We start from the raw sequence: 15,926 nt of genomic DNA on the forward strand, positions 1-15,926 counted from the left end.
GGATGCACTGTATGCCGGAGTCGACCGACCGTGCACGGGCGGTCGCGGCGGTGGGGACGGGTGGGGCGGTGGCCTGCGCGACCGCTCGGGGATCGTCGTCCCGGGGAGACAAAAGTGACCGATGGGTCATCTCTGACCTGCGGCGGTGTCCGGTCGTCGCGGTCGTCCGAATCCTCCCGGTCGGAAATAGTGCGCTCGTTCGAATACCTGGGTAGTGTGACCCGCACCTCGATGACGAGGAGAGGAGAGCAATGAAGCCCACCATGTCCCGGCGCACCGCGCTCGCGGGATCCGCCGCGGCGCTCGCCACCGGCCTCGCCGCCTGTGCGCCGCCCAACCCCGGCGAGGTCAACGCCCAGGCCACCATCCCCGCCGCCGACGGTCGCGTGACCGTCTCCTACTGGGCCTGGCTGAAGGACCTGCACAAGGTCGCCGAGGTCTTCAACCAGACCCAGGACCGCATCACGGTGGAGACCACCTGGATCCCCGGCGGCAACAACGGCGGCTACGCCAAGATCCTCTCGGCCGTGGCCGCGGGCGGCGGCCCCGACATCGCCCAGGTGGAGCTGCGCTCCGTCCCGGAGTTCGCCCTCGCCGGCGCGCTGGTGGACGTCACCCGCTACGACTTCGCGAGCATCGCGGACCGCTTCGACCCCGGCGCGCTCACCCAGGCGCAGGTGGGCGACTCGACCTGGGCCCTGCCCCAGGACACCGGCCCCATGGCCACCTTCTACAACCGGGAGGTGCTCGAGGGGGAGCTGGGCCTGACCGTGCCCTCCACCTGGGAGGACTTCCGGGAGACCTGCGGCGCCGTCCAGGAGGCCGGCAAGCAGATGATCACGCTGGATCCCTTCGACGGCTCCCACCCCGTGGGCTGGGCGATGCAGTCCGGGGCGGTCTGGTTCCGCCCCGAGGGCGACGGCTGGATCGTGGACATGACCGACGACGCCTCGATGCGCGTCGCCGAGTTCTGGGACGGCATCCTCGCCGACAAGCTGATCGGCACCGGCTACGGCTCCTTCACCACCCCGTGGTACGCCGCGGCATCGGAGGGCAGCGTGCTCGCCTCCATCAGCGGCTCCTGGAGCGACGCGCTGATCGAGACCGTCCCCGGCGGCGAGGGCAAGTGGGCCGTGGCCCCCATGCCCGTCTGGTCCGGCGACGACCCCGGGTACGCCTCCGGCGCCCACGGCGGCTCCTCCGCCGCGATCCTCGCCAACTCCCAGCATCCGGTCGAGGCGCTCGAGTTCCTCACCTGGATGTGCACCGACCCCGCCGGCATCGACGCGATGATCGAGTTCTCCGGCATCGGCTGGTCCCCGGCCGCCGACTACATCGGCGCGCCCCGGCAGGAGCCCTCGGAGTTCTTCTCCGGACAGAACTACAACGAGGAGGTCATCGTGCCGATGGCCGAGGGGCAGAACCTCGAATGGACCTGGGCACCGCTCATGCAGCGGGCCATGGCCATCATCGGCGACGGCATGACCGCCGCCGTGAACGGCGAGGTCCCCCTGGTGGACATGTTCGCCGATGCGCAGACGGAGATCGTCGAGATCATGCGCGGCATCGGCCTGAACGCGGAGGAGGCACGATGAGGTCGAAGACCGCCCCCTGGCTGCTGCTGGCACCCTTCATGGTGCTGTTCCTGGGCACGGTGATCGTGCCGATCATCATGGCCATCGGCTACTCCTTCACTCGGGTGGAGCGTTCCGGCCTGCTCGGCGAGGAGGGTTTGACCAGCGTCTTCGCCGGCTTCGAGAACTACGCGGCGGCCCTGGCCAACCACAACTTCATCGCCTCCATCGGGCGCATGGTGCTGTTCGGGGTGGTGCAGGTGACCGTCATGATCGTCGCCGCGACGATCCTGGCGCTGCTGCTGGAGAGCGCCGCCGCGCGCTGGCCCGGCTTCTTCCGCGCCACCTACTTCATGCCCTACGGCATTCCCGGCGTGATCGCCACGATCCTGTGGTCCTTCCTGTACATCCCGGGGCTCAGCCCCATCGTGGACGTGCTCGGACTGGTGGGCATCAACATCGACTTCCTGGCCCCCGAGGTGGTGCTGTGGTCGATCGCCAACATCGTCACCTGGACCTACACGGGCTACAACATGCTGATCATCATCGCCCAGCTGAAGTCGATCCCCGGTGACCTCTACGAGGCGGCCCGCATCGACGGCGCCGGCTCCTTCCGGATCGTCAAGGACATCCAGCTGCCGATGATCCGGCCGGCCCTGGTGCTCACGATCATCTTCTCCATCATCGGCACCCTGCAGCTCTTCGCGGAGCCGCGGCTGATGCAGACCATGAGCTCCGGGATCACCTCGGAGTACACCCCGAACATGTCGGCCTACGCCTACGCGTTCCAGTACAACGAGATCGGGATGGCCGCCGCCCAGGCCGTCATCATCGCGGTCTCCGCCTTCACCCTCTCGGCGATCGCCCTGGGGATCTCGCAGTGGACGGAGCGCCGCCGATGAGCACCACCCCCGACACCCCGCGCACCGCGGGCCGCTCGAAGGCCCGCTCCGACGAGCGCTCGGGCAGCCGCGCCGCCGGGCGCAGCCCCGCCACCACGATCATCGTCACCGCGGTGCTCGCGATCGTGGCGATCTATTTCCTGATCCCCGTGTACTGGGTGGTCGTCAACGCCACCAAGACCACCGAGGACCTGTTCGGCACCAGCGGCTTCTGGTTCGGGTCCAGCTTCGAGCTGGTGGACAACATCCGCGCCGTGCTCTCGGCCAACGGCGGGATCTTCCCCCGCTGGGCGCTGAACTCCCTGGTGTACTCCGGGATCGGCTCGGTGCTGGCCACCTACTTCGCCGTCGCCGGCGGCTACGCCCTGGCCAAGTACCGCTTCCCGGGCAAGCAGTTCGTCTACGCCCTGGTGCTCGGCGGGGTGCTGGTGCCCGGCACCGCCACCGCGCTGCCGCTGTTCTTCCTGTTCAGCTCGGTGGGCCTGACCAACACCTACTGGTCGGTGCTGATCCCCTCGCTGGTGAGCCCCTTCGGGCTGTTCCTCGCCGCGATCTACGCCGGGGCCGCGATCCCCGACGAGATGCTGGAGGCCGGCCGGATCGACGGCATCGGGGAGCTGGCGCTGTTCCACCGCATCGCCCTGCCGCAGCTGGTGCCGGCCATCGTCACCATCGTGCTGTTCCAGTTCGTCGGCATCTGGAACAACTACTTCCTGCCCCTGGTGATGCTGGCCGACGAGAACCTGTACCCGATCACCCTGGGCCTGGACAACTGGCGGGCACAGACGGACCGGCTGCCGGAGTTCTACCAGCTCACCGTGGGCGGCGCGCTGCTATCGGTGATCCCGCTGGCCATCCTCATCCTGGTGCTGCAGCGCTTCTGGCGCGGCGGCCTCACGGAGGGCTCCGTCAAGGGCTGAGCCCCGGTCGGACCCCGACGCGGCCCCTTCCTCCGAACCGGAGGGAGGGGCCGCGTCGGGGTGGGGTGTCGTGGCGGGGATCAGTGCCCGGCCATGAGCTTCAGGGCGATGACCACGAGGGCGAGACCCAGCAGCAGCAGGATCAGCAGCAGCTTGTGCAGGGGTCGCAGCGCGGTGCGGCGCACGCCGAGCCAGCCGACCAGCACCAGCGTCGCCGCCAGCAGCACGATGCCGATGGTCAGCGCCGTGCCCACCGACTACAGGCCGAGGGTGGCCAGGCCGATGGCCGCGAGCGGGGGGGGACGATGGCGGCGGCCGCACCGGCCCCGAGATCCTCGGCGTGGCTGCTGAGGGTCAGCGCCACGGCGAGCGTCGCGAAGGTGACGTAGATGCGTTCGCGGACGTGGAGGGCGGCGGATTCCCGCTCCTCCTCGTCCATGGAATCCAGGCGTGCGCGGGAGGAGGAGGGCGAGGAAGGCATGGCTCCAGTGTGCGCACTCCGGGTGGTTCGTCGGGGCCGGGGGGCTCAGGCGGCGCGGTCGAAGGCGTCCCAGCGGGCGAAGTACTCGCGGGCCCGCGCGGAGTCCCAGCCGTGACCCTGGGCGAGGCCCTCGGTGAGCATCCCCAGGTAGGTGGGGGTGGGCAGGCCCGGCTCGAGGTCCCGACCGCCGGCAGGGGCGGTGAAGGTGAGCATCGGCAGGCCGTCGCGCTCGCCGACCCGCAGCAGGGTCTCGTAGTGACCGGGTCCGACGGCGATCCCCTCGGCGGGCACCCCGGCGGCCACGACCTCGCCCAGCGGGTCCGCGGGGGAGGGGGCGCGGTGCATCTCCTGGGCGGCGATGTCCACGAACTGCGCGGCGGTGATCAGGTAAGCGCGGGCGGCGGCGGGGCCAGGGGTGTCGTGGTCGTAGAAGGCCATCGATCCGCCCCAGACCCGGGAGCGGGCGGCGAAGCGGATCCGTCCCGGCAGCATCACCCCGTCCGTCGCGCGGGGAGGGGTGGCGTCCCGGGCGCCCGGATAGGTGACCATCGCGCCCGGCGGGCGGCCTCCGCGCAGGTAGAAGGCGAGCCGCTCGGCGTTCGCGTTCGAGCCGTAGCTGACGTACCAGAGCAGGTCGGGGTCGGTCCGGGTCGGGGAGGTCATCGCCTCCATCCTGCCCCTCGCGGGACGGTCCACGGAGCCGTCGCGGTGCGAGGCCGCCCACAACCACCTGCCCTACGCATGGTGCATGCGCTTTCCAGCGCCGGTGGGCCGACCGGTCCCGGGCCGACGGCGGCCTCGCAGGCGGCCCTGCGATCACGCGCCGCGCGGTGGGGGAGGGCTCCGTCTGGTACGTCGCCGCGAGGCCCGCCGCCGACGGCACCGGCTACCTGCTGGTCCTGAACCACACCGCCCCGTCTCGTCAGCCCCGCGTCGTCATCCCCGCACGGTCAGCCCAGCGTGGCGGGCCGCGGGGTGATCTCGCCGCGCACGTGCTCGTCGAGGAAGGCCAGGAAGGTCTCGTACCAGACCTGCGCGTTGCCGCGGCCCTGGACCCAGTGGCCCTCGTCGGGGAAGTACAGGTAGCGGTGGCGGGTGCGGCCCTGCGCGTCCCGCGGGGTCGCCGAGAAGGTGAGCAGGTCGTACCAGAGGTGGTGTCCCTGGGCGATCGGCACCCGGTAGTCGATGCCGCCGTGGATCACGAGCATCGGCGCCACGATGTCCGCCACCGCGTCCCGAGGGTTGTAGCGCGCGTTCTGGCTGCGCATCGGCGGCTCCCAGCCGGAGTTGTCGGTGGTGGGGCCCATGGAGACGGTGTCCCACAGGGAGGCGTGGGTGACGATGCAGCGGAAGCGGTCACCGGTGTGCCCGGCCACCCAGTTCGCCATGTAGCCGCCGTAGGAGCCGCCCGCGAAGGCGGTGCGCTCCGCGTCGATCTCGGGGCGGGCGACCGTCTCGTCGACCAGGGCCATGATGTCGGTGAAGGGGGCGCCGCCGAGCTCCTGCTGTCCGCGGTCGATCATCGCGTGGCCGTAGCCCGTGGAGATCGCCGGATCCGGCAGCAGCACCGCGTAGCCGGCGGCGACGAAGGGGTCCGGGTTCCAGCGGAAGGTCCAGGCGTTCCAGGACCCCCAGGGGCCGCCGTGGGCGAAGACCACCAGCGGATGCGGGCCCTCGCCCTCCGGCAGCCGCAGCCAGGCGCGCACGGCGGTGCCGTCCTCGCCGGAGGCCTCGACCTCGGTGAGGCTCCCGGACTGCGGCAGCACGGTCGCGGGGTTCGCGAGCGCCGTGACGGTTCCGGTGGCCGGGTCGATGCGCAGCGGGTGCGGGGCGACGGCGACGCCGCTCGCGGAGGCCACCACCTGGCCGCCGGCCACGCCGACCGAACCGTAGGACAGCTCCTGCTCCGGCCCCCCGGCGAGGCGCCGCGGGGCCGGGTCGGTGGTGCCGCCGATCCAGAGGGAGCCGCGTCCGTGGTCGTCGGCGGCCCCGACGATCGTGTCCTCGTCCAGCCAGACGGCGTCCAGGGACTCCTCCAGCTCGGGCCACAGCGGGGTGATCTCGCCCGAGGCGAGGTCGAGCACCTGGGTGGCCGAGAGGGCCGAGGCCTGCGCGGTCCAGACCTGGTAGCGGTTCAGCAGGGCGCGGGAGCCGTCGGGGGAGAAGGCGCCGGGCTCCACCTCCACCTCGGCGGTGGCCTCGACGAGCAGGCGCGGCGGCTCCTGCCCGCGCAGGTCCAGCAGGTACAGGTTCGACATGCCGAGCAGCTCGCCGCGGGAGTCGACCATCGAGACCAGGGCGCGGTGGCCCTGACGGTCGGCCGTCCAGCCCCGGAGCCGACCGGGAGGCATCTCCAGGTGGCGCAGGTGCAGCAGCCTCTCCGGAACCTCGCCGCCGTCGTCCGCGCTGCCGGTGCCGTTCGGGTCGGGGGTCGGGGCGGCGTGGGAGAGGTCGTCGGGCAGCTCGGCGACCGCGAGCACGGGGCGCTCCGGGCCCAGGTCCTCGTCCCAGTAGCGGGTGGGGAAGCCGTCGTGCAGCACCGCGGTCACCTTCGCGTCCTCGCGCTGCTCGCTCAGCCGGGCGTGCTCGGCCTCGTCGCTCGCCTGGCTGTGCACCGGGATCTCCGCGACCAGGGTGGATCCGGCCAGGTGGAGGCCAGAGAAGCCGCCGGGGCGGGAGAGCAGCTCCCGGGCCTCGCCGCGCGGGGGCAGGGCCCACAGGCGGGCGTCCTCCGCTTCGGAGCCGTCCTCCCCGGGGCGCTTCGCGGTGAACAGGGTGGTGCCGTCCTCGGCGAGGGCCACGGAGCCGATCGAGGCGCTGCCGCGGCTGAGGGGGACGGTGCCGTCCGCGGTGATCTCCACCAGCTCGCTGCGGTAGGCGGTGCCCTTCGCATCCGGCCGGGACACGGAGGCGACGATCCGGCCTCCCGGGGTGGTGCGCAGCGCGCCGAAGCGGGCGGCGTCGAGCAGGGAGGTCAGGGCGACATCGGCCATCGGATCCATCCTTCGTCGGCGGGGGCTGTGCGGTCAGCATCTCATCCGCTCCTGTGACCTGCACGGACGAACCGGACCGGTCATCCGAAGAGGGACCGCCGGATCGCGTTGTCCTCCCGCCGACGCTCCTCCTCCTGGCTCAGCGGGGGCAGCACGTACGGCTCCTCCTCGAGCGCCTCGATGGCGCGCTGGTAGAAGTCGGCGGAGACCAGCACCGCCCGCAGGCGCACGCCCCGGCTGAGGATCTCCACGGGCTCGCGCTGGGCGATGTCGAGGGTGGAGTCGAGGGTGCGGAAGACATGTGCATGACGACCGTTGTGGGCATCATGTCGCCAGGGTGTCGGGGAGGGGGACGGGATGCGGTCGCCCTGCTTCCCCACTCACGGCGAGTGCTTCTTCGGCCGCGATCGTGACCAGCGCAGACGCACGGAGGGCAGCGACCACCGCGTCCAGGTCCGGCCAGGCCCTCGTAGGTGCCGCCTGGAGCCGAGAACATCATGGACATACTCGTGTCGTCATGGACGCCGATACCGGAGAGGAATCCCGGTCCGCGGCCGATGCGCTCACGCCTCCGTGGTGGCCGGGGCCGGGCCGTCCTCGTGGCCGCGCCGGGCCGCGTGATCCAGGATCATCAGCACCTCGCAGGGGCGGCCCTCGGCGCCGAAGGCGTGCGGCAGCATCGTGGAGAACTCCGCGGCATGGTCCTGCTCCACCCGGTAGCGGCGCGTCCCCAGCAGCAGGATCGCGGTGCCCTCGAGCACCAGCAGCCACTCGTGCCCGGGGTGGGCGCGCATTCCGGCGGTGTCCCGCGGCGGCGGACCGGTCAGGCGCCGCCGCATCACCACGGTGTCGGGGGAGGAGCGCACCGGCCAGCGCAGCGCCTCCAGCCCGTGGTCGCGCACCGGGGAGATCAGCACGTCCTCCGCCTCGGACTCCACGAGCTGGTCCAGTGAGGTGTCCAGCGCCCGGGAGAGCGCCACCAGCTGGTCCAGGGCGAGGCGACGCTGCCCCGTCTCGATACGGGAGAGGGTGGAGGCGCTCAGGTGCGCGCGGGAGGCCACCTCGTCCAGCGACCAGCCCTGGGCGAGACGCAGCGCACGCACCCGTTTGCGCACCAGGTCGTCCACCCCGCCGATGTCTTGCGTCATGCGCAAGATTCTATGCCGTATCGGCAAGTCGGGTCTAGCGTCGATCCCGGCATCGACCACCGGAAGGATCCCGTGATGACCGACCCCCGCACCGACACCAGCACCTCTCCCACCAGCACTGCCGTCCCCGCCCCCGTCGACGCGGAACAGTCCGACGTGCTGCCGACCGGCCTCGTGGACGTCGCCGTGATCGGCGGCGGCTCCGCCGGTCTGAACGGCGCCCTCATGCTCGGCCGCTCCCGCCGCAGCGTCGTCGTGATCGATGGCGACCTGCGCTTCGAGATCGTCCTGGAGGGCGGCGGCCGCCTCACCACCCGCCGCGTGCTCGTCGCCACCGGGGTGCGCGACGAGCTGCCCGCCGTCCCGGGGCTCGCCGCTCACTGGGGCCACGGCCTCATCCACTGCCCCTACTGCCACGGCTGGGAGGTGCGCGACCAGGCCATCGGCATCCTCGCCAGCGGGCCCGGCTCCGTGCACCAGGCGCTGCTGTTCCGTCAGCTCAGCGACGACGTGCTCTACTTCCGCCGCGGCACCGAGCTCGATGAGGAGGGGCGCGCCCGGCTCGAGGCCCTCGGGGTGCGGATCATCGAGGACGAGGTCACCGAGGTCGTCGCCGCCGGGGATGGCACCCTCGCCGCGGTTCGGCTCACGGACGGCACCCAGGTGCCGCGGCACACCCTGGCCGTCGCCTCCCGGCCGCTGCCGCGGCTGGAGGGTCTGGAGGGGCTCGGCCTGGAGGTCGAGGAGCTGCCCGGCGGCATCGCCGCGAAGGTTCCCTCCGGCATGGGCGGCGTGACCGGGGTGCCGGGCGTCTCCGTCGGCGGCAACGTCACCGACCCGATGGCGCAGGTCGGGGCGTCCGCCGCCTCGGGGGCCTCCGCCGGGGCCTTCCTGAATGCCTCGCTGGTGATGGCCGAGGCCGATGCCGCGGTCGCCGCGCTCAGCGGGGCCGGTGCCCGCTGATCCGGTACTGCAGCTGCGGTCGGTGGCCGGGGGCGACGCCGCGCTCCCGGTCCCGCGCCAGCACCTGCGGCAGCGGATCCACCCGCACCTCCGTGAAGCCCGCCGCCTCCCAGACGGCGACGATTGCGGCGGGCTCGGCCGCACCGAAGGGCAGCGCGGCGAAGGTCTCCGCGTCGTAGGCGACGGCGAAGGCTGCCTCCCGCTCCGTCGGCGGCTCGGCCGACATCGAGGAGGGTGAGCCCGCGGAGTCCCCCGGGGTTGCCGGCTCCTCGCGGAACCAGGGGCCGTCGACCGCGACCAGCACGCCGCCCGGCCGCAGCAGGTCGAACCACTGCCGCAGCGCCACCTCGGGCTCCCGCAGGGTCCACAGCAGGTAGCGGGAGACCACGGCGTCCACCGAGCCCCGCGGCAGGGGCGGGTGCACCGCATCGCCGAGGACGAAGCGCGGCGGGTGCGGGTGCCCCGCGGCCTCCTCCTGGGCGACGGCGAGCATCCCCCGCGACAGGTCCACGCCCGTCACCCGGTGCCCCGCGGCGGCCAGCACCAGGGCGAGGGTGCCGCTTCCGGTGCCCACGTCCAGCACGTCCCGCGGCGCGGCGCCGAGGACGTCCCCGTAGACCGCGGCCCACAGCTCCTGCTCACCGGCCTCGGCCAGGCGGGCGCTCTGGTGCGCGTCGTAAGCGCGCGCGAAGCGGTCCCAGTAGCCGGTCATCCGCGCCTGCACCGTGTCTTCTTCGCTCATGCGGGCTCTCCCTCGGCTCGTCGGAACAGGAACTGGCGGGCGCCGTCCCCGGCATCCCGCGGTTCGGTGCGCACCGCGTAGACCTCCTCGATCAGCGTCGGGTCCAGCACTGCCGCGGGCGCCCCGTCGGCCCGCACCCGTCCCTCGTGCAGCACCACCACCCGGTCCGCGTAGCGCGCGGCGAGGTTCAGGTCGTGCAGCACCACCAGCGTCGCCAGGCCCTGCTCCCGCAGCAGCCCCAACACCTGGTGCTATGCGCCGATGTCCAGATGGTTGGTGGGCTCGTCCAGCAGCAGCAGCCGCGGCTGCTGCGCCAGGGCCCGCGCCAGCAGCACCCGCTGCCGCTCCCCGCCGGAGAGGGTCGCCATCTCCTGACGGGCCAGGTGCAGGGCACCCACCCGTTCCAGGACTGCGGCGGCCACGGCCTCGTCCTCGTGCGTCGGAGTCCCCAGGCCCCCGCGGTGGGGAATCCGCCCGAGCAGCACCGCGTCGGCCACGCTCACCGACAGCTCGGGCTCCGCCTCCTGGCTCATCACCGCGATCGACCGGGCGCGCTCCCGCGCCGACAGTCCGGCGAGGTCGCGCCCCTCCAACTCCACGGTGCCCGTCTGCGGGACCAGCGCCCGGTGCAGGAGGCGCAGCGCCGTCGACTTCCCGGAGCCGTTGGGCCCCACCAGCGCCACCACCTCGCCGGGGGCGACCGCGAGGTCCACCTCGCGCAGCACCTCACGGGGGCCGTAGCGGTGGGTCAGCGCCGTGGCCTGCAGGATCATCCCTGCTCCTCGAGGTGGTCGCGGATCTGCTCCAGGCCGTCGACCACCAGCGGGGAGGCGGGTTCGCAGAAGTTGAACAGCAGCGGCAGCAGGGACTCCTCCCGGACGGCGCGCAGGCTGCCCAGCTGGTTCGAGGCGATCATCTCGGCGAGGACCGCCTCGCCGTCCTCCGCCTGGTGCAGGACGATCAGCAGGTCCGGGTCGGCGGCCAGCAGCGGTTCGGAGCCCACCTCGAAGACCCGGTCCGGGGTGTCCGCGAAGACGTTCTCGAGTCCGAGCGCATCGAATTGTGCGGTGACCATGCTGGCCGCGCCGTAGGCGTACAGCGGGCCGCCGCCGATCGAGGGATACAGCGCCGCCGCCGTGCGCTTCGTGCCCGTCCCGGCCGTCTGCTCCACGGCGGCGACGCGCTCGCCGAGCTCGGCGGTGAGCGCGGCGGCCTCCGCGTCCAGGCCGAGCACCTGCCCGATCACCGCGATCTGCGCGTCGAGGTCCGCGAAGCTCGCTCGCTCGGCGTCGCCGCAGTAGACGTTCTGCACCATCACCTCGGCGCCCGCATCCCGCATCCCGGCGCGGGTGATGCCGTCGGGCAGGCCCATCACCAGGTCGGGGCGCTGGGCGATCACCACCTCCTGGGAGATCTGCAGGTGCCCGGAGGCGTCCAGGTCCTCGGAGAGGGTCGGGATCTCCTCGATCCGTGCCGCCAGTTCCGGTGAGTAGTAGGCCCCCGGGAAGGTGCCGGCGCGGGCCACCACCCGGTCCAGGGCGCCGAGTCCGTCCAGGATCGTCACCGGGGCGCTCTCCAGCAGCACGATCCGCTGGGCGGGGGCGTCCAGGGAGATCGACGCCTCGCAGTTGGCGAGCTCGAGCGGGAAGCCGGCGGCGCCCCCGTCGGAGGCGCCCGAGGTCGTGCCGATTCCGGGGGTGCAGGCGCTCGCGCCGAGACCGAGCAGGCCTGCCAGCAGGAAGGGACGACGACGCATGGGAGGCCTTTCGGGAGCGTGGAGGAGGGGGCGGGGTCGGGGTCGGTCCCGCCGGGCTCAGCCCTGACGGGCGGAGAACCGTCGGACCAGGACCAGCAGGAAGGGGGCGCCCACGGCGGCGGTGATCACCCCGATGGGCAGCTCCTGCGGCGGCAGCACGGTGCGCGCCACCACATCGGCCCACAGCAGGAACACGGCTCCGAGCAGGGCGGAGGCGGGGATCACCGCCCGGTGGCGGGTGCCCACCAGGCGGCGTGCCAGGTGAGGGATCACCAGGCCCACGAAGCCGATCGAGCCCGCGCCGGCCACGGCGGCCGCCGTGCACAGGGAGACCAGCAGCAGGAAGCCGATGCGCGCCCGGTCCGGGGAGATGCCGAGGCCGTGGGCGGTCTCGTCGCCGGCCATCAGGGCGTCCAGGGTGCCGGCCCGGGCGACGAGCGCGGCGGTGCCCAGCACGGCCGCGAGCCCGGCCAGAACCAGGAACAGGTCGAAGCGGGCCAGGGACAGCGAGCCCAGCATCCAGAACATCACCGAGCGCGACCCCTCCGCGGAGTCCGAGGAGAAGATCAGCAGGCTGGTCAGGGCCGAGAGTGCGTAGCCCACGGCCACCCCGGCCAGCAGCAGTCGCAGCGCCGTGACCCGGCCGTTTGCGCGGGCGATCACGAACACCAGCAGCGCCGCCGTGAGCGCCCCGGCGAAGGCGAGTGCCGACTGCGCGGCCGCGCCGAGCGCCGAGCCGAGGCCGAACAGGATGGCGGCGGCAGCCCCGGTGGAGGCGCCCCCGGAGACGCCCAGGATGTAGGGATCGGCCAGCAGGTTCCGCACCAGCGCCTGCAGGGTGGCGCCACTGAGGGCCAGGCAGGCCCCGACGGCAGCTCCCATCAGCACCCGCGGCAGCCGCACCTCGACGACGATCGCGGAGGTCGCCGGATCCGACGCCGTGTCGCCGCCCGGCAGGGCGGCCAGCACGGCCAGGGTGTCGCGGGGGGAGATCGGCACCGGCCCGATGCCCAGGCACAGCAGCAGGCTCGCCAGCAGGGCCAGTGCGAGCAGGAGCAGGATCAGGCCGTGGCGGCGGGAGCGGGCGCGCAGTCCCAGCACGTCCCCGCCGGCGCGGGCGGGGAAGTGGGGCGGCGCGGTGCTCAGGGCGATCCTTCCGGGCCCCTCGCGGCGAGGAGCCGATACCTGCAGGATCGTACAAGTATCAGGGGTGGGGGTGCCCTGCACGTCCGTCGCCGGTGGGGTGCTCGACGCCGGGCAGGTGCCCGGAGCCGAGGTCGTGCAGCAGCTCGTGCACCAGGGGATCGGCCAGTTCGTAGCGCACCTCCCGGCCGTGGCGCACCGCGCGCACCCAGCCCGCCTCCCGCAGCAGTGCGAGCGCGTGGGAGGTGGTGGACTCCTGGGCGCCGGTGGCGCGGGCCAGGTCGGAGCTGCGCACCCCGGGGTGCGCGTGCAGGCAGAACAGCAGTCGCAGCCGGAGCCGGTCCGCCAGCAGCGCCATCCGTGCCGCCAGCGCTTCGAAGCCCTCGGCGTTCGCGAGCAGTCCCCGCAGCTCCGCCACCAGGTGCTCATCGGCGCGGTCCCGCGCGGCCGTGTGCACCGGGTGCGGGGAGGGCTCGCTCATGGCCTCACTGTACGAGGACCACGCGGCCGACGACCGGAGGATCCCGGTCGTTGTTCCGGGATCAGGGACGACAGTGGAATAGCGACATCGATCTTCCGTCATCGGACGCACGGGGGAACAGTGGGAGTGCCGTTCCCTCGTGTCGCGGGGGAGTGGAGGAGCCGGTCAGCTCGCCAGAGCGGCGGCGAGGTAGGGGGCGGTGGCGCCCGGCCCGGCCGCGACCTCGGCGGGGGTGCCGGCGGCGACGATCCGCCCGCCGTCCTCGCCCGCGCCGGGGCCCAGGTCGATCACGTGGTCGGCGACGGCCACCACCCGCATGTCCAGCTCGACGGCGACCACCGTGTTCCCGGCGTCGACCAGGGTCTGCAGGTGCTCCACCAGACGGTCGGCATCGGCGCAGTGCAGTCCCGAGGTGGGCTCGTCCAGCACGTACAGGGTGTCGCCGCGCTGGGCGCGCTGCAGCTCGCTGGCCAGCTTCACCCGCTGCGCCTCGCCGCCGGAGAGCTCGGTGGCGGGCTGGCCGAGCCGCAGGTAGCCCAGGCCCACGTCCTCCAGGGCGGCGAGCGAGCGCAGGATCTCCTCCTCGCCGGTGAAGAACTCCCGCGCCTCCTCGACGCTCATCGCGAGGATGTCGGCGATGGTGCGCTCCCGCCAGGTGATCTCGAGGGTCTCGGCCAGGTAGCGGGTGCCGTGGCAGTCGGGGCACTCGGTGTAGACGCTGGGCAGGAACAGCAGCTCCACCATCACCGAGCCCTCGCCCTCGCAGGTGGGGCAGCGCCCGCCGGCGACATTGAAGGAGAAGCGGCCGGGCTTGTAGCCACGGGCCCGCGCCTCGGGGGTCTCGGCGAAGCGTCGGCGCACCCGGTCGAACATGCCGGTGTAGGTGGCGACGTTGGAGCGCGGGGTGCGGCCGATGGGGCGCTGGTCGATCGCGACCACGCGGCCGATGCCCGGCGCCTCGCCCTCGACGGTGCCCTCCAGGCGGCGCGGCGCCTCCTCCAGCAGCATCGACTCCTCGTCCTCGGGGGCGTCGTCCAGCGCGACCGGCCGGCCCAGGTGCTCGCCGAGCACGGCCGGCAGGGCCTGGCTGACCAGGCTGGACTTCCCGGAGCCGGAGACGCCCGTGACCACCGTGAGCGATCCCAGGGGCAGGTCGAGGTCGAGGCCGTGCACCGTGTTGCGGGTGATGCCGCGCAGGGCCAGGTGTCCGCGCGGGCGCCGCGGCTGCCGTGAGGCGAGACCGCTGGTGCCCTGCAGGTAGCCGCGGGTCACGGACTCCTCCACCGCGTCCAGGCCCTCGGGCGGACCGCTGTAGAGCACGTGCCCGCCGCGCTCCCCGGCGCCGGGGCCGATGTCCACCAGCCAGTCCGCGTGGCGCATCACCTCGACGGCGTGCTCCACCACGAACAGGGAGTTGCCGGCGGCGCGCAGCCCGTCCAGCACCCCCAGCAGGGCGGTCCGGTCCTGCGGGTGCAGGCCCGCGGAGGGCTCGTCCAGCACGTAGACCACGCCGAACAGGTCGGAGGTGAGCTGGGTGGCCAGGCGCAGCCGCTGCAGCTCGCCGCCGGAGAGGGTGGGGGTGGTGCGGGCCAGCGACAGGTAGCCGAGGCCCAGCTCGAGGATCGGGCGCAGCCGCTCCCGCAGCTCCCCGGCGAGCCGGGCGGCCGCCGCCTGCTTCTCCGCCGAGCGGTTCGGGGTGCGGCGCACGTCGGGGGCGGCCGCATGGGCGGAGCCGCCCGCGGCCACCCGCTCCTCGACTGCCCGGCGGCGGGCGTCCGCATCGAGCCCACCCCCGTCGGCGCTCTCGCCGGTGCCCTCGCTCCCGGCCACCAGCTCGCCCAGCAGCGCATCGAGCTCGTGCAGCGGCAGGGCGGAGAGGTCCGCGATGTCCCGACCGGCCACCGTCACCTTCAGCGCCTCCGGGATCAGCCGCTTGCCGTGGCAGACGGGGCAGGCGGTCACCGCCATGAACTGGGCGGCGCGCCGCTTCATGGCGGCGCTGCCGGAGTGGGCGAAGGTGTCCAGCACGTTCCGCCGCGCCCCCACGAAGGTGCCGCGGTAGGTGGGCTCCGCGCCCACCGCCTCCGCCTCCCGCGCCTCGGCCAGCGACAGCCGCGAGTGCACGGCGACGTTCGGCTTCTCCTGCGTGTACAGGATCCAGTCGCGGTGCTCGCGCGGCAGGTCACGCCAGGGCACGTCGACGTCGTAGCCGAGCGCGACGAGGGTGTCGCGCAGCTGGTGGCCGTGCCAGGCCGTCGGCCAGGAGGCGATGGCGCGCTCCCGGATGGTCAGGGAGTCGTCGGGGACCATCAGCTCCTCGGGCACGTCGTAGACGCGGCCGATGCCGTGGCACTCGGGGCAGGCCCCCTGCACCGTGTTGGCCGAGAAGTGCTCGGCGTACAGCATCGGCTGGCCCTCGGGGTAATCCCCGGCGCGGGAGTACAGCATCCGCACCAGCGAGGAGAGCGTCGTGATCGAGCCGACCGAGGAGCGCGCGCTGCGTCCGCCGCGCTGCTGCTGCAGCGCCACCGCCGGCGGCATCCCGGTGATCGCCTCGACCTCCGGCACGCCGGCCTGGTCGATCAGCCGCCGCGCGTAGGGCGCGACCGACTCCAGGTAGCGGCGCTGGGACTCGGCGAACAGGGTGCCGAAGGCCAGGGAGGACTTCCCGGAGCCGGAGACGCCGGTGAACACCACCAGCGCATCGCGGGGCACGTCGAGGTCCACGTCCCGCAGGTTGTGCTGGCGGGCACCGCGCACCTGCACCACCGCGGCGGGGTCGGTCAGGGGCGCGGCAGGGGAGGTCGGGGCGGGATCTGGCAT

17 protein-coding genes are annotated in these 15,926 nt (G+C 73.2%); 4 read left to right on the forward strand and 13 right to left on the reverse strand.

All coding sequences use genetic code 11. The features are described 5' to 3' along the window. Positions 1-251: 251 nt before the first annotated feature. Genes OM98_RS05270 through OM98_RS05280 form a run of 3 tightly spaced genes read left to right on the forward strand, consistent with a single transcriptional unit; the run spans position 252 to position 3,396 of the window. Positions 252-1,595: an ABC transporter substrate-binding protein gene (locus OM98_RS05270; RefSeq protein ID WP_010533545.1), complete on the forward strand. Its 1,344-nt coding sequence runs from the start codon at positions 252-254 to the stop codon at positions 1,593-1,595. Further along, the gene (locus OM98_RS05275; protein WP_010533546.1) at positions 1,592-2,476 is read left to right on the forward strand and encodes a carbohydrate ABC transporter permease; all 885 of its coding nucleotides are present in this window, start codon (positions 1,592-1,594) and stop codon (positions 2,474-2,476) included. The genes OM98_RS05270 and OM98_RS05275 overlap by 4 nt, the downstream gene beginning before the upstream one ends. Then, positions 2,473-3,396 carry a carbohydrate ABC transporter permease gene (locus tag OM98_RS05280; RefSeq protein WP_029362702.1) on the forward strand — a complete coding sequence of 308 codons (924 nt, stop codon included), beginning with the start codon at positions 2,473-2,475 and terminating at the stop codon, positions 3,394-3,396. The genes OM98_RS05275 and OM98_RS05280 overlap by 4 nt, the downstream gene beginning before the upstream one ends. An 80-nt stretch (positions 3,397-3,476) precedes the next feature. Here the strand turns inward: OM98_RS05280 and OM98_RS15830 are convergent, their stop codons facing one another. From OM98_RS15830 to OM98_RS05300, 6 genes are all read right to left on the reverse strand, one after another. Continuing rightward, positions 3,477-3,650 carry a hypothetical protein gene (locus tag OM98_RS15830; protein ID WP_175285940.1) on the reverse strand — a complete coding sequence of 58 codons (174 nt, stop codon included), beginning with the start codon at positions 3,648-3,650 and terminating at the stop codon, positions 3,477-3,479. Next, positions 3,635-3,877, reverse strand: a complete 243-nt coding sequence (locus tag OM98_RS15510; RefSeq protein WP_139017578.1) for a hypothetical protein — start codon at positions 3,875-3,877, stop codon at positions 3,635-3,637. Before OM98_RS15510 ends, OM98_RS15830 begins: the two co-directional genes overlap by 16 nt. A gap of 45 nt (positions 3,878-3,922) precedes the next feature. Then, on the reverse strand, positions 3,923-4,540 hold the full coding sequence (locus OM98_RS05285) for a hypothetical protein (RefSeq protein WP_010533549.1): 618 nt from the start codon (positions 4,538-4,540) through the stop codon (positions 3,923-3,925). Positions 4,541-4,827: 287 nt separating this feature from the next. Then, positions 4,828-6,870, reverse strand: coding sequence for a S9 family peptidase (locus OM98_RS05290; protein WP_010533550.1), 2,043 nt, complete (start codon positions 6,868-6,870; stop codon positions 4,828-4,830). Positions 6,871-6,950: 80 nt separating this feature from the next. Then, the gene (locus OM98_RS15980; RefSeq protein WP_010533551.1) at positions 6,951-7,250 is read right to left on the reverse strand and encodes a hypothetical protein; all 300 of its coding nucleotides are present in this window, start codon (positions 7,248-7,250) and stop codon (positions 6,951-6,953) included. Between the two features lie 183 nt (positions 7,251-7,433). Continuing rightward, positions 7,434-8,018 carry a helix-turn-helix domain-containing protein gene (locus tag OM98_RS05300; protein ID WP_010533552.1) on the reverse strand — a complete coding sequence of 195 codons (585 nt, stop codon included), beginning with the start codon at positions 8,016-8,018 and terminating at the stop codon, positions 7,434-7,436. A 75-nt stretch (positions 8,019-8,093) separates the two neighbouring features. Between OM98_RS05300 and OM98_RS05305 the strand changes: the two genes are divergently transcribed. Then, positions 8,094-8,981 (forward strand): NAD(P)/FAD-dependent oxidoreductase, encoded by an 888-nt coding sequence (locus OM98_RS05305; protein ID WP_010533553.1) that lies wholly within the window; start codon positions 8,094-8,096, stop codon positions 8,979-8,981. Here the strand turns inward: OM98_RS05305 and OM98_RS05310 are convergent. The 7 genes from OM98_RS05310 to OM98_RS05335 all read right to left on the reverse strand — a co-directional run bounded on the left by OM98_RS05310 (position 8,959) and on the right by OM98_RS05335 (position 15,926). After that, positions 8,959-9,723, reverse strand: a complete 765-nt coding sequence (locus OM98_RS05310; RefSeq protein WP_010533554.1) for a class I SAM-dependent methyltransferase — start codon at positions 9,721-9,723, stop codon at positions 8,959-8,961. The two genes, OM98_RS05305 and OM98_RS05310, sit on opposite strands and share 23 nt — an antisense overlap. Next, entirely contained in the window at positions 9,720-9,965 is a 246-nt protein-coding gene (locus tag OM98_RS16135; protein ID WP_245528720.1) for an ATP-binding cassette domain-containing protein, read from the reverse strand. Before OM98_RS16135 ends, OM98_RS05310 begins: the two co-directional genes overlap by 4 nt. Before the next feature lie 9 nt (positions 9,966-9,974). Beyond that, positions 9,975-10,496: an ABC transporter ATP-binding protein gene (locus OM98_RS14490; RefSeq protein WP_010533556.1), complete on the reverse strand. Its 522-nt coding sequence runs from the start codon at positions 10,494-10,496 to the stop codon at positions 9,975-9,977. Continuing rightward, positions 10,493-11,479 carry an ABC transporter substrate-binding protein gene (locus OM98_RS05320; RefSeq protein WP_010533557.1) on the reverse strand — a complete coding sequence of 329 codons (987 nt, stop codon included), beginning with the start codon at positions 11,477-11,479 and terminating at the stop codon, positions 10,493-10,495. Before OM98_RS05320 ends, OM98_RS14490 begins: the two co-directional genes overlap by 4 nt. Before the next feature lie 57 nt (positions 11,480-11,536). Next, positions 11,537-12,580 carry a FecCD family ABC transporter permease gene (locus OM98_RS05325; protein WP_010533558.1) on the reverse strand — a complete coding sequence of 348 codons (1,044 nt, stop codon included), beginning with the start codon at positions 12,578-12,580 and terminating at the stop codon, positions 11,537-11,539. 103 nt (positions 12,581-12,683) lie between these two features. Further along, entirely contained in the window at positions 12,684-13,103 is a 420-nt protein-coding gene (locus tag OM98_RS05330; RefSeq protein ID WP_010533559.1) for an ArsR/SmtB family transcription factor, read from the reverse strand. Positions 13,104-13,268: 165 nt separating this feature from the next. Next, positions 13,269-15,926, reverse strand: coding sequence for an excinuclease ABC subunit UvrA (locus tag OM98_RS05335; RefSeq protein ID WP_010533560.1), 2,658 nt, complete (start codon positions 15,924-15,926; stop codon positions 13,269-13,271).

Origin of the sequence: Brachybacterium squillarum M-6-3 (genome assembly GCF_000225825.1) — a bacterium.
In the GTDB taxonomy this organism is placed as follows: Bacteria; Actinomycetota; Actinomycetes; order Actinomycetales; family Dermabacteraceae; genus Brachybacterium; species Brachybacterium squillarum.

Excerpts from the sequence above, each read along its gene's own strand:
- OM98_RS05270 (WP_010533545.1), top strand. The coding sequence starts at position 252 with ATGAAGCCCACCATGTCCCGGCGCACCGCGCTCGCGGGATCCGCCGCG.
- OM98_RS05275 (WP_010533546.1), top strand. The coding sequence starts at position 1,592 with ATGAGGTCGAAGACCGCCCCCTGGCTGCTGCTGGCACCCTTCATGGTG.
- OM98_RS05280 (WP_029362702.1), top strand. The coding sequence starts at position 2,473 with ATGAGCACCACCCCCGACACCCCGCGCACCGCGGGCCGCTCGAAGGCC.
- OM98_RS15510 (WP_139017578.1), bottom strand. The coding sequence starts at position 3,877 with ATGCCTTCCTCGCCCTCCTCCTCCCGCGCACGCCTGGATTCCATGGAC.
- OM98_RS05285 (WP_010533549.1), bottom strand. The coding sequence starts at position 4,540 with ATGACCTCCCCGACCCGGACCGACCCCGACCTGCTCTGGTACGTCAGC.
- OM98_RS05290 (WP_010533550.1), bottom strand. The coding sequence starts at position 6,870 with ATGGCCGATGTCGCCCTGACCTCCCTGCTCGACGCCGCCCGCTTCGGC.
- OM98_RS05300 (WP_010533552.1), bottom strand. The coding sequence starts at position 8,018 with ATGACGCAAGACATCGGCGGGGTGGACGACCTGGTGCGCAAACGGGTG.
- OM98_RS05305 (WP_010533553.1), top strand. The coding sequence starts at position 8,094 with ATGACCGACCCCCGCACCGACACCAGCACCTCTCCCACCAGCACTGCC.
- OM98_RS05310 (WP_010533554.1), bottom strand. The coding sequence starts at position 9,723 with ATGAGCGAAGAAGACACGGTGCAGGCGCGGATGACCGGCTACTGGGAC.
- OM98_RS14490 (WP_010533556.1), bottom strand. The coding sequence starts at position 10,496 with ATGATCCTGCAGGCCACGGCGCTGACCCACCGCTACGGCCCCCGTGAG.
- OM98_RS05320 (WP_010533557.1), bottom strand. The coding sequence starts at position 11,479 with ATGCGTCGTCGTCCCTTCCTGCTGGCAGGCCTGCTCGGTCTCGGCGCG.
- OM98_RS05330 (WP_010533559.1), bottom strand. The coding sequence starts at position 13,103 with ATGAGCGAGCCCTCCCCGCACCCGGTGCACACGGCCGCGCGGGACCGC.
- OM98_RS05335 (WP_010533560.1), bottom strand. The coding sequence starts at position 15,926 with ATGCCAGATCCCGCCCCGACCTCCCCTGCCGCGCCCCTGACCGACCCC.